Genomic DNA, 10,745 nt, shown 5'->3' with positions numbered 1-10,745 from the left:
CCACCGATCGAACCAGCGCATTGTTGTACAGGTAGGCTGTGGTGCACGTGTGCTCCGGGACTAGCAAGAGCCGGTCACCGGTGCTGAGCGTGTCACTGCGGATCACGGTGTGCTCCTCGTTCATCATCACGATTTCGTCAGCGCCTTGAAACCGCTGACGCAGTGGCTTGTCCGGCGAAATGGCCTTGGCTCCGGCATCCAGCGTCGACGTGCCATTGCGCGTGGAAACAACCGTCGTGAGCACAAAACCGGCCGCCACCCAATCGTGGTGAGCGAGTTCCCTAAGGTGCTGGGCGTTCGAATACACCCATGTGCCGGGTGACACGTGACGCATCGCGGAGCGCGGCCAAAGATCGAACGTATAGCTGCAGCCTCCGACGACGTCGACGTCGATACCGTCTTCGCGCAGGCGCGACTGCAGCACCTCCAGCGCATCGCCAAGCTTTTGCACCTCGGCTTTACGTTCGTCATACTCGCCCCGGACGTTGCCGTCGTAAAGATGCCACCCTGCAAGCCGCCCGAGTCGCGCAACCTCGCGCGCGAGCTCAAGTGCTGCCTCGTCCATGGTGACGCCCGTACGGCCCAAGCCCGGATCGAGATCGACCCGCAGGCGGATCGCAGGCGAGGCGCCATCGAGTAGCCGGGTCCACAGGTCCAGTCCATAGCGTGAATCGACCAGACCCGTGAGTTCGGCCTTCGGAAACACCGCGGCCAGTTCAATAAAACGGGCGATGTTCTGTGGATTGACCGTCGGAAACGCCCAGACAACTCGCGTGGCGCCCGCAGCCAGCACCAGTTCAACCTCGGCGAGCGTGCTGGCTTTGAAAGCCTCCACGCCATTAGCCAGCAGTAACTTGACGAGCCACGCAGCGCGGTGAGTTTTCACATGCGGCATCAGGCGATCCACACCCCCGCATGCTTGCGCGGTGACTTTCAGGTTGTGCAGGACGCGGTCTTCCATCACCACGAAGCAAGGTGTTGCGACCGCTGGCACCAGGTCCGCGGCAATGGCGTTGATCATGTTGGGTGTTGTCATAGAGTGGTAGTTACGTTGCAATGTTTCGGACAGCGGCTTCGCATCGAGGGCTGTGGGTTAGTGGCGCAAGTCAGACAGGAATGCCTGCGCGCGAGGGTGCTGGGGCGACTGAAAAAACGTCTGCGGATCGGCGACTTCAAGAATCGCACCGCGGTCCATGAACCAGACGCTGTCGCTCACCTCGCGCGCAAATCCCATCTCGTGGGTCACGCACATCATGGTCATGCCGTCTCTGGCCAGTGACTTCATCACGTTGAGCACTTCACCCACCATTTCCGGATCGAGCGCACTCGTCGGTTCGTCGAACAGCATCACTGGCGGTTCCATCGCCAATGCGCGCGCAATTGCGACGCGTTGCTGCTGCCCTCCCGACAACTGCTGTGGATATGAGTCCGCCTTGTTGGCCAGTCCCACGCGATCAAGCAGCGCCAATGCCTGCCGTCTAGCATCCTTGCGGTTTTTCCCAGCCGCTTTCATTGGCGCGAGACATACATTGTCGAGCGCCGATAGATGCGGAAACAAGTTGAACTGCTGAAACACGAAGCCGACACGGCTGCGAAACCGGTTCAGATTCATCGCAGCCTGATGGACGCTGGTACCGTCGACCGTGATCTCGCCTGACTGTATCGCCTCGAGGCGGTTGACAGTACGAATCAGCGTCGACTTGCCCGACCCCGACGGGCCGCACACGACTACCACCTCGCCTCGCTTCACCTCGGCGCTCACATCGACAAGCGCCTGATACGGGCCGTACCATTTATTAACTTTGGAGAACTGAATCATTGACGACACTCCTGACATTAGGCATCTTCCCCGAAGCGCGCCGGCGCGAAATACGCGTTTCAACACCCTGCACGCATCGGGTGAGCGTGTAACACACCACGAAGTACACCAGCGCGAGAATCAGAAAGACCTGAAACGGCTTTGTGAGAAGACTGGCGTTAATCTGCTGGGCCGAAAACGTCAGCTCCTGGACACTGATCACATAACCGATCGACGTGTCTTTCACCGTCGAAACGCATTGGCTGAGAATGCTCGGCAGCATGTTGTACAGCGCCTGCGGCAAAATCACGTGACGCATCGTCGACCCGTAACTCATTCCGAGCGAGCGTGCGGATTCGGTCTGTCCTTTGGGCAAGGACTCGATACCCGCGCGGACAATCTCGCTCAGGTAAGCCGCCTGATAGATCACCAGTGTGACGACGAGGGTCGTGAACGCGCTGACGAGATGGCCGATCAACCCCGGCACCAGGAAATAACTCCAGAACACCAGCATCACGAGCGGCACACCGCGCACAAAATAAACAAGCACGGTAGAGGGCACGCTGAGCACCCTGTAGGGCGACACCCGGCACAAAGCGAGCAGCAAGCTAAGCGGGACGGCAAAAGCGAGACCGAGCAGCGCGAGAATCAGCGTGAGCGCCAGACCACCAATTGGTCCACTCGGATATTGCCCGAGCAGCAGGAAATGCGCGTTGTGCGTGAGTATGTCGAGCATGTTTTATTTCGCCGGGATGCGGGTTTGGCGCGCGACCGCTGCCCCCACACCCATCAGGCTCAATGAAATGGCCAGGTAGATGACCGTTCCAACGAGATAGATTTCAAAGGTCCGAAAAGTCTGGTTCTCGATGTCACGCACCGTGTAGGTCAGCTCCGCAACACCAATTGCCATTGCCAGGCTGGTGTTCTTGAAGAGCACGACGGTATGATTGATGAACGGCGGCATGGCGATGCGAAAGCTCTGAGGCAGGATCACGTATCGCATCGACTTGGCGAAGCTCAACCCGAGCGAACGCGCTGCCTCGTGTTGGCCAGCCGATACCGCCCGCAGGCCGCTTCTAATATCCTCGGAGTAGTACGCCGCCATGCACAAGCCAATCGCCAGGGAGGCGAAAATAAATTCGCCCCCATTCGCATTGATCCATTCTTGTGCGCTGTCGGGCAACAGCGTGGGAAATCCGAAGTACCAGAGGAACAACTGTGCGAGCATGGGCACGTTCTGGTGGTATGCAACGTAGCCGGCGACGAGCCGCTCAATGACCGGGTTGCCCATCGCGCGCAGCGTCGCCATCACCGTGCCGAGCGCGACCGCGAGCACCCAGCTCGCAAGCGTGAGCAACGCGGTGTATTGCACTCCCCACAGGAGGTGTTGCAGATTTGGGGCCGCGAATATTCTTGCAAAGTCGAGATGTAGCAACATCAGCAATCCTTATCATACGGAAAGACTTGAAGGTCAGCCCTTGATCGACTCGACCTTGAAATCGCGATGCATCTGGTAAATCGTTTTGGGGCCGAGCCACGTATCGAAAATCTGCTGGGCTTCGCCCGATTTTTCCATCCCGTCCAGCGCGTTGTTCACCGCGGCAAGCAATGCCGGTTCGCCCTTCTTGATGCCAAGTCCCCAGTTTTCGAGGCCCACCGGCGGCGACAGCGCTGCAACGTTGGTGTCCGGGCCGAGTTTGGCGGCAAAGCGGTGCATGATCGGTTCCGAGACAACAAACCCGTTGACCTTGCCTTGCACCATGGCCAGGAACGCGGAGGGAGAGTCGTCATAACTGACGAGCTGCACGCTCGGCATGACCCGTCCCATGATGGCGATGTTGCTCGAGCCCTTGATCGTACTGACGCGCTTGCCGTCGAGATCGTCCCGCGCTTTGAACGGGCCGCTGGTCTTCACTGCAATGACCTGCTTGGCGACATAGTACTGATGCGTGAACGTAAGTTGCTCAGCCCGTGCGGGAGAATAGCCAAGTACCGCCGCGAGCACGTCGACACGGCCTTGCAGCAGTTCGGGAATGCGTGCTTCCATCGACACCACCTGCAACACGGGCTTGACGCCCAGCGCCTTCGCCACGCCCTTGCAGTAGTCAACGTCGTACCCGACTATTTCTCGCGACGACGAATCCTGGAAGCCGAATGGCTCGAAGTTGGCCAATACCCCGCACACCAGCGTTCCGCGTGCCTTGATGTCCGCGAGCTGGTCGGCCCGTGCAGTACCGGCCAGCAAGGCCAGGGTCAGCCCGAGCACTGCTGCGGTTAGTTTGTTAGACGATTTCATGCGTTTCTCCGTAGACGGGGCTTCAAAACGCAAACTCGAGCTGCCAATGGGCTCGATCTGCATTGCGGGGGACTTGGAGGTCGTATTCTTGGTGTAAAAAAAACCCAAATAAAGAGATATTTGCGGATAATTATCCATTCCAAAACTAGATTGATCCGAGAGAGGCTGCATGGCGCACCAGATCACTTTCCCGCAACTCGAAGCACTGGTCGCCATCGCGGACATGGGCTCGTTCGAGGCAGCCGGGCGCAAGCTGGGCAGCGTTCAATCTGGCGTGTCGCGCCATGTTCGTGAACTGGAGGCTCACTTCCCGAGACCGCTATTCGATCGCGGTTCGCGATCGGCACGGCTGACCGTCGACGGCCTGGAAGTCCTTTCGCAAGCGCGCTCGATTCTTCAGCAACGCGACGTCCTGTTGAGTCAGTATGCGAGCGAGAAAATATTGCGGCGGTCGTTGAGGCTGGGCGTGACCGAACTCGCGGCGCTCACCTGGCTGCCTGCCTTCATCGAAGCACTGCGTTCTGCCTATCCGCTGGTGAAGGTCGAACTGGAGGTGGGCGGTGTTGCCGCGGATCTCTACGAAAAGCTCAGGCTGGCGCAGCTGGATCTGGCCATCGTGCCCGACACGCCCCGCTGGGCGGACATGTTGAGATTCCCGCTCGCCAACGTGCGTAACGGCTGGTTCTGCAGCCCCACGTTCAGCCTGAAACGGCGCCGGCTCGCTGTATCGGAGCTTGGTCAGTTGACCTTGCTGTCCCAGGCCGGCGACTCGGCGGCAGGACATGTCATGAGCAAATGGCTCGAGCGCAATGGCGTGCAGCCGCGCAGCATCCTGACCTGCAACAACTTCGCGGCGCTGGGTGGCATGGCGAGCGCCGGGCTGGGTATCGCCTGTCTGCCGAACGCCATTTCCGACGAACTCGTGACGCTGGGAATGTTGCGCGAAGTCCGTGTGGGGCCCGTGATGCCACCGGTGCGTTATGTTGCCGTCGCGCGGCAAGACGCGTTGACACCGTTCCACCGCAAGGTCATTGCGCTCGCACGCGCGACCTGCAACTACAAGACGCGCTATCAGGACGTCAGCGCCCGCGAACCGCTCGTCAACGAGGCCGGATAACCATGCTGACCGTCAAGCAGATCGAGACCTTCTACTGGGTAGCAAAACTCGGTACCGTTCAACGTGCAGCCGACAAGCTTCATATCACGCAGTCGGCCGCAACGAAGCGCTTGCAGGATCTCGAAGCTAAGTCCGCTGCACCTTTGTTCGAAGGGGGCGGCAAGAAAGCCAGGTTGTCAGCGAAGGGGCACGAGATGCTCGAACTGTGCGAGGGTCTGCTGGAAAGCATTGGGCGACTGGAAGCCTACCGGGACGCGGACCGGCATATGACCCGCGTGCTCCATATCGGCCTGACGGAGCTGGTGGCGTTGACCTGGTTCCCAGCGTTCCTGCAGCAGATGCGCGAGATGTTTCCGAATCTCATCCTGCAACCCCAGGTGGACATGTCCGGGCCGCTGCGGGAACAAGTGATCGACGGCCGCCTCGACCTCGCGGTCCTGCCCGAACCGGAGTTGCCCGCATCGGTCACGCGAGTGGCGCTTGGCAGCGCTCGCTTCGCCTGGTTTTGCCGGCCGGGTGAGTTCGACAACAAGCGCACGGTACCGCTGCGTGAACTGGGCACCGTGCCTGTCATCGAGCAGGCTCCCGTATCCATCATTACGATCTTGAGTTCAAGGGGCTTCGAGAGCGCGGGGGTCAATCCCGAGCGAATTTGTGGTGGCAACAATGCAGTCGTAGTAGGCGGACTCGTGGCGGCCGGGGTGGGCGTGAGTTTGCTGCCGGTCGATCTTTTCAGGCAGCAAATTGAAAACAGGCTGATGCAAATCGTGATGACCGACCCGCCGGCGCCGCTGGTTCGCTACGACGCAATTTTTCTGACGCAGTCACATTCCGCGCTGGGGTACATGGTTGCCGATGTCGCACGGCGTTGCTGCGACTTCAGTTCAGGTGGTCAAGCACCGAGTGCGCGTTAAGTCGCCGGTGCTGAAACCGGCACCGGCGACTTAACGCGCGCGTGCAACTCACGCCGTCACGGTCGATACCAGAAGATCTTCTATCCGCACCGGAAGATTGCGGACGCGAACGCCCGTCGCATGATAAACAGCGCTCGTGATCGCCGGTGCAAGCCCGGCCAACCCGATCTCGCCGATCCCACGTGCCCCAAGCGCATTGAGCGCGAAGTCGGGATGATCGAGAAACACCACATCGATAGCCGGGGAATCAGCATGCGTCGTCATCACATAGTCTGCCAGATTACGATTGATCGGCGCGCCCGAGCGTGGGTCGTAGAGCGTCTCCTCGAACAAAGCCATGCCAACGCCCATCACGACGGCACCCTCGATCTGATTGCGGCCCGTGCGGGCATTGATCACCTTGCCGCCGTCTATGACGCTCACCACGCGGCTGACTCGCAACCGTGCCGTCTTCGGCTGCCAGGTCACTTCGACAAAATGCGCGCAGTACGAATGGATCGATACCTTCGCGGCATCGGCGTCGTCCTGGCTCGCCCCTGACTGGCCCCGCCCCATCACCGCGTTGACTTGTGCCACAGCGAGAATGCGTTCGAAGGGAACACCCGCGCCCGCCGACGTTCCTTTGCGATAGACCATGCCGTTGTCGAACGCCAGCGTCTGCGCCGACTGCCCCGCGAATGGCGAATGATCGGCTTGAGATGCTGTGCTCAGCATTTGTTGTATCGCCGCTTGCGTGGCTTGCGTTGTAGCCGGGACAAGCGATGCCGTTACCATCGAACCGCCCGACAAGGGACCAGGCGGCAAACGCGTGTCGCCGATCACCACCGATATCTTTTCCAGCGCAATGCCCGTGAGATTCGACACCATCTGCGCAAGCACGGTGTAGGTCCCTGTTCCGATATCCTGGGTTGCGGTAGAGACGCGCACCGTGCCGTCGGTGAGCAACTCCACGGAGACCTCAGCCGGCAATCGCCTCGCGGCCCACGATCCGACTGCCACGCCCCATCCCACGATCAAGCCGTCGCGGCGCATGGAACCGACCTGCGGCGTGCGGCGCGACCAGCCGAAACGATCCGCGCCAAGGGTCAGGCATTCCTTGAGATGGCGGGATGAAAACGGCACGTTGAGGCTTTCGTCGATAGATGGCTCGTTAGCTAGCCGCAACGTTACCGGGTCGATATTGAGCTTGATGGCAAGCTCGTCCATGGAGGACTCCACCGCGAACAGTCCCGGCACGGCGCCCGGCCCTCGCATCGACGTGCTCGGTGCGATGTCGCGGCGTGCATAGGCGGCTGTCACACGAAGGTTCGGTGTGCTGTACAAATACCCGGTTGCCTCACCGCAGTTCTCCTTGCGGTTTTCCGCACGCGAATTCTGATACACGTAGTCCTGCTGCAGCGAAGTAAGACGCCCATCGTTCGTCGCGGACAAGCGCATGCGTTGCTGCGTGCTGGTCCGATGACCCACGTTATGGAACATCATCGCGCGGCTAACCACCAGCTTGACGGGTCGTCGAAGATTGCGGGCGGCGGCGGCAGCGAGTAACGAATGAGACCAGGGAAAGAGCTTGCCGCCAAACCCCGAACCCAGATATTTCATGATGACGCGAACCCGCTCCTCCGGCACGCCGAGCATTTGTGCCATCACCCTTCGCTGGTTGACTATCGACTGGGTCGTTTCGTAGAACGTATAGTTCTGGCCATCGAATAGCACGACCGTTGCGTGCAGTTCGATCGGGTTATGTGTCTCGACCGGAGTCATGTATGTCTGATCGAGCTTCAATGCCTCCGGAGCCGCGGCGAACGCGGTGTCAACATTGCCTCGCTGAGTGTCGGCTGCGGGCGAGCTCTCGGCGGACATTGCGGTGCGCACGTCCGGGGTTTTGTTCGTGTATGCCACTTTTACCGCCGAGGCGGCCGCTGTCGCCTGCTCGAAGGTATCCGCGACAACCACGCCAATATATTGCCCATAGTAGTAGATGACATCGTCCGATAAGGGCGGACGCTTCTCGTCAATTCTTGCGTCCAGTCCGAAACCGGCGCGATAAAACTTGCCGATGTTCTCGCGGGTGAACACCGCCCTGACCCCGGGCATCCGTGAGGCGGCAGTGCTGTCCAACTGCGTGATACGTCCGCTTGCGATCGTCGCGCAAAGCGGCACGGCGTAGAGCATGCCGCTGGGGTTGACGTCGGCGGTGTAAGTCGCCGTGCCGCTGACTTTCAGTGGTCCGTCGATCCGGACAAAATCTCCGCCGATCAACGGACGAGTGTCGTGACCTTCCGATTGCATTTTTTTCTCTCGTTTTTGTGACGCCGCGTCAGGCAGCCTGGGTAGCTTGAGTGCTGAGTTCAAGGGTGTGCTCGATGCAGCGCTTCGCCAATTCGATCTTGAAGCCATTCATGCTTTGCGGCCTGGCCGATTGCACGGCCGCCTCGGCGGCCGTCCGGAACACCGCGGCGCCCGGAGCCTGGCCGAGCAATATCGCTTCAGCCTCACGCGAACGCCACGGTTTAACGCCAACGCCGCCGAGCGCTACACGGATGTATTCAATCCTGCCAGCCGATACAGTCGCGACGACAGCAGCCGACGCCAGCGCGAACTCGTACGACGCCCGGTCACGTAGCTTGAGGTAAACCGAGCGGTTGCCGGGCGTTGGACGTGGCAGCGTCACATGGGTAATCAGTTCGCCGGATGCCAGCACGTTTTCTCTGTGTGGCGTATCCCCGGGCAGCAAGAAGAAATCGTCAATCGCAATACTGCGTTTACCCCGCGAGCTCTCAACGTGGATCGTCGCGTCCAGGGCAGACAGCGCCACGTTCATGTCCGAAGGGTTGGTCGCGATGCATTGATCGCTTGTCCCCAGCACGGCGAGGTTGCGGTTATAACCGCCGATGGCTGGACATCCCGAGCCGGGCGAACGCTTGTTGCATGGCGAGGTGACATCGCGGAAATACACGCAGCGTGTGCGCTGCATGAGATTTCCACCGGTCGTCGCCATGTTGCGCAATTGCGCTGATGCCCCCGACAGCAAGGCTTGCGAAAGCACCGCGTAACGCGCCTTGATCAAGGGATGATTGGCGAGGTCGGCATTGCGCACGGTTGCGCCAATCAACACGCCGCCGTCTTCGGTCGCCACCACTTGCGCGAGCGGCAGCCGATGGATGTCGATCACTTGTTCCGGTTGTTCAACGTCCAGTTTCATCAGATCGAGCAGCGTGGTCCCGCCCGCCAGAAAACGCGTGGGGCTTGCCTGCGAGATGCCATCGGGCTGGGTGCTCGCCAGCTCGGTGGCGCGTCGGACATTGTCGACGCGCGTGAGTTGAAAGGATTTCATCTTTGCATTCCCCTTACGCTTTGCGTCTAACCTGCTGGATAGCAGAGACAATGTTTGAATACGCGCCGCAGCGGCAGATGTTCCCGCTCATGGCCTCTTTGACTTCGTCGTCACTGTGCCCATAGGGCTCGTCGAGCAGCGCGACGGCCGACATGATCTGGCCCGACGTGCAATAGCCGCACTGAAAGCCATCATGCTCGACAAAAGCGGCCTGCATGGGATGCAGCGCGCCCGGTTGGCCGATGCCTTCGATGGTCCTTATCGCCTCACCCTCGTGCGTAACAGCCAGGCTAAGACACGAGTTCACGCGGCGTCCGTCCACGTGGACCGTACATGCACCGCACTGACCGTGGTCGCAGCCCTTCTTGGTGCCCGTCAGTTGCAGATGGTCACGCACGCAGTCGAGCAAGGTCGTTCGCGGATCGATATCGAGGTCATGGTCCCGGCCATTGACATTCAGCCGGACGCGCATCGTGGCGCCAGATACCGGTGTATCGCGAACCGGCGCTTCCGCGGTATCGGCAAACGCAACAGCGTGAAGCTGTCCCGCGCCGACGGCAGCGCCTGCCACGCCGACCCGCGTGAGAAAGGTGCGACGGGTCACGCGTTCGAACAGCGTGCTCTCTTCGTCCTCGGATTGATCCGGCCCATTCTTTCTAAGGTCCTTGGTCATTCGTCAGGTTCTCCAGTGAACTTACCCATGCTTTACAAGTGATGTATCCGTCTCTGTGCAAATGAAAGCACGGAGACCGGTCCGCAAGCGCGTTGTCAGGACGCGACTCAATTGCCCGCAAGGCAGCTCAGCGCCAGAGCGTTCAAAATGTGTGCGATTGATTTCGTGCGCTTGCATCGAGCAACGGTCGATGGTGAATGATGATGGCGCTGCAGCAAGGGACGGACTTGACCTACGCAATCGGACTCCTGTATTGATGATGTTCCGAATACATGCCGCCTTCAACGTCTTCTCGTGATTAGACTCAGCAGAGGACGAGATGAATCCGAGGGCAATTGGCTGAAGGCGCAGCGCGGACTGCATCCGCAGCCTGCATCGCTCTACACCTTGGTCGAATAGCGTGATTTCTTCGGAAAGTGCCGTGGCTCAACGCAGCGATTCCCATCCTTTCAAAAAGAATACGGATGCTTGGAAGCGAGCTTGTAGGTGGTGGGCGTGAAGTGGAGTCGTGTTGGGGCGGGGGTCGCGAACCTTACCCGCAGGTTTGCGAAGAACGGCAAAATGCATGGCAAGGCGACCGCTCGTGGAGCGCTCACCTTGCCATGCTTCGTCA

At 60.0% G+C, this 10,745-nt stretch carries 10 protein-coding genes; 2 read left to right on the top strand and 8 right to left on the bottom strand.

Annotated elements, in window-relative coordinates; genetic code table 11:
• From JWR14_RS33525 to JWR14_RS33505, 5 genes are all read right to left on the bottom strand, one after another.
• Positions 1-1,036 (bottom strand): alanine racemase (locus JWR14_RS33525; RefSeq protein WP_299718037.1); only part of this gene is annotated, 1,036 nt, incomplete at its 3' end.
• A 57-nt stretch (positions 1,037-1,093) separates the two neighbouring features.
• Positions 1,094-1,819 (bottom strand): amino acid ABC transporter ATP-binding protein, encoded by a 726-nt coding sequence (locus tag JWR14_RS33520; protein WP_299718035.1) that lies wholly within the window; start codon positions 1,817-1,819, stop codon positions 1,094-1,096.
• Positions 1,797-2,534, bottom strand: coding sequence for an amino acid ABC transporter permease (locus JWR14_RS33515; protein ID WP_299718033.1), 738 nt, complete (start codon positions 2,532-2,534; stop codon positions 1,797-1,799). The genes JWR14_RS33520 and JWR14_RS33515 overlap by 23 nt, the downstream gene beginning before the upstream one ends.
• Positions 2,535-2,537: 3 nt before the next feature.
• Positions 2,538-3,236, bottom strand: a complete 699-nt coding sequence (locus tag JWR14_RS33510; protein ID WP_299718031.1) for an amino acid ABC transporter permease — start codon at positions 3,234-3,236, stop codon at positions 2,538-2,540.
• A gap of 33 nt (positions 3,237-3,269) precedes the next feature.
• Positions 3,270-4,094, bottom strand: a complete 825-nt coding sequence (locus JWR14_RS33505; protein ID WP_299718029.1) for an ABC transporter substrate-binding protein — start codon at positions 4,092-4,094, stop codon at positions 3,270-3,272.
• Between the two features lie 169 nt (positions 4,095-4,263).
• Between JWR14_RS33505 and JWR14_RS33500 the strand changes: the two genes are divergently transcribed.
• Together JWR14_RS33500 and JWR14_RS33495 are read left to right on the top strand one after the other, a co-directional pair.
• On the top strand, positions 4,264-5,211 hold the full coding sequence (locus JWR14_RS33500; protein ID WP_299718027.1) for a LysR family transcriptional regulator: 948 nt from the start codon (positions 4,264-4,266) through the stop codon (positions 5,209-5,211).
• Between the two features lie 2 nt (positions 5,212-5,213).
• Complete coding sequence (locus JWR14_RS33495; RefSeq protein WP_299718025.1) at positions 5,214-6,125, top strand: LysR family transcriptional regulator; 912 nt, start codon at positions 5,214-5,216, stop codon at positions 6,123-6,125.
• Positions 6,126-6,173: 48 nt separating this feature from the next.
• On the opposite strand, the gene JWR14_RS33490 is transcribed toward JWR14_RS33495, so the two are convergent.
• From JWR14_RS33490 to JWR14_RS33480, 3 genes are read right to left on the bottom strand one after another with little or no spacing between them, the layout of a single operon-like run.
• The gene (locus tag JWR14_RS33490; RefSeq protein WP_299718023.1) at positions 6,174-8,414 is read right to left on the bottom strand and encodes a xanthine dehydrogenase family protein molybdopterin-binding subunit; all 2,241 of its coding nucleotides are present in this window, start codon (positions 8,412-8,414) and stop codon (positions 6,174-6,176) included.
• A gap of 28 nt (positions 8,415-8,442) precedes the next feature.
• Complete coding sequence (locus tag JWR14_RS33485; RefSeq protein ID WP_299718021.1) at positions 8,443-9,459, bottom strand: xanthine dehydrogenase family protein subunit M; 1,017 nt, start codon at positions 9,457-9,459, stop codon at positions 8,443-8,445.
• A 13-nt stretch (positions 9,460-9,472) separates the two neighbouring features.
• A complete protein-coding gene (locus JWR14_RS33480; RefSeq protein WP_299718019.1) occupies positions 9,473-10,132 on the bottom strand; it encodes a 2Fe-2S iron-sulfur cluster-binding protein in 660 nt (219 codons plus the stop codon).
• Positions 10,133-10,745: the final 613 nt, after the last annotated feature.

The organism is Caballeronia sp. (genome assembly GCF_028292365.1).
Lineage (GTDB): Bacteria > Pseudomonadota > Gammaproteobacteria > Burkholderiales > Burkholderiaceae > Caballeronia.
The sequence above is the reverse complement of the archived record's forward strand: the minus strand, read 5'-3'. Positions and strand labels throughout refer to the sequence as shown.